Raw genomic sequence first — 1,700 nt, forward strand, 5'->3', positions numbered from 1 at the left:
CGGTGCGTGTCAAACGAGTTGCCGCGCTGGTTTCGTAACAGGGTCTCCTATCCTGGGCGTGGTTTGAATGGCGGTCCGATGGCGGGTGAAGCTGCCCCGATGCTCGCGGCGGCCACGATGCTGTCGCGCTCGGGGTTGAGCGTGACGGCGCCGATCGGCGTCCAGTCGCGGGTCGGCCCACTCCAGCGGCGCGGGTTGGTCTCGCGCGCTTGCTGATACAGGACGTGGCGGGCGGCCAGCAGGGGACCGTCGCCTCCGGCATGGCGTTGCGCCGGGGTGACGTAGCGGATGCCGCTGTGACGGTGCTCGTGGTTGTACCAGTGCACGAAATCGGCCGCCCACTGCCGCGCTCCGGCGAGGTCGGCAAAGCCTGTGGTGGGGAAGTCCGGGCGGTACTTGGCGGTACGGAACAGCGCCTCGGCATAGGCATTATCGTCGCTTACCCGCGGCCGCGAATGCGACGGCGCGATGCCGAGCCAGTACAGCATGGCCAGCACGGTCGTGCCCTTCATGCTCGCGCCGTTGTCGCCGTGCAGCACCGGGCGTAGCGCGTGGGCGTGGATGCCCTCGGCGAGCGCCGTGCGCCGGACCAAATGGGCCGCGTGTTCGGCCTGGTCGGTGTCGTGCACCTCGTGACCGACGATCTTGCGGCTCCAGAGGTCGAGGATGAGGAACAGGTAGAACCAGCGTCCCTGCACCCGGGCGGGCAGGAAGGTCACGTCCCAGCACCAGACCTGCCCTGGGGCGGTCGCCACATGCGTGCTGGGCGGGCCAGCGGATCGCGGCGGGCGGGCCCGGCCGCGGCGCCGCATCTGGCCATGGTCCCGCAGCACACGGTGGAAGCTGGCCTCGCTGGCCACGTAGACGCCCTCGTCGGCCAGCGCCGGGACGATGCGGGCTGGTGGCGTGCTGGCGAAGCGCGGCTGGTTGGCGAGTTCGACCAGGCGCGCTCGCTCGGCCTCGCTCAAGGCGTGCGCCGGCCGTGGCCGGACAGCCTCGGGTCGGCGGTCTGCCCGGACTTGGCCATCGCCATCGCACCAGCGCTGGAAGGTGCGCGGGTCGATGCCGGCCAGGCTGCAGGCCGGGGCCAGCCGGGCACCGGCGGCACAGGCCTCAGCGATCGCGGTCATCAGGGTCTGGCGGTCCTCCCGGCAGGTCATTCGCCCTCGCCGTCGCGGAAGACCGCATGCAGTTTTTTTCGCAGCACCAGCAAGGCGGCCGTCTCGGCCAGCGCCTTGTCCTTGCGGTGCAACTCGCGCTCAAGCTCTTTGACCCGGCGCCGGTCCTGCCGGGCCTCGACGGCACTGGCGGCCCGCGGCTCGCCCAGGCCGGCGATGGCGTCATGCTTCCAGGCCTCGAGCTCTGCCGGGTATAGCCCCTGCTCGCGGCACCAGGCGCTGCGGGCGGCCTCGTCCATCGCTGCCGTGGTGATCACCGCCTCCAGCCGCGCCGCCGGCGTCCAGCGCTGGGGGTTGGTCAGCGCGCCCGGTGCCGCCAGCGCCCCGGCTCGCCAACGCGCCAGCGTGGCGACGCTGACACCTATCTCGCGCGAGACCACATCGATGGCCGCACTCTCCGGCGGCAGCAGCCGCGCGACGATGCGATCCCTGTATGCTTGTCCGTATCGAGCCATTCTCGACTACCCGCGCCCCCTCGTTCCGCGGTCCTAAACGCGCGGCAACTGTCCTGACACAGGGGGG

Annotated in this window: 1 pseudogene; it reads right to left on the reverse strand. The window is 71.4% G+C overall.

Annotated elements, in window-relative coordinates:
- Window positions 1-47 precede the first annotated feature (47 nt).
- Window positions 48-1,633: pseudogene (locus ACFQS7_RS30865) on the reverse strand (IS3 family transposase).
- Between the last annotated feature and the right edge of the window lie 67 nt (window positions 1,634-1,700).

The sequence above is a fragment of the Dankookia sp. GCM10030260 genome, assembly GCF_042666655.1.
Lineage (GTDB): Bacteria > Pseudomonadota > Alphaproteobacteria > Acetobacterales > Acetobacteraceae > Paracraurococcus.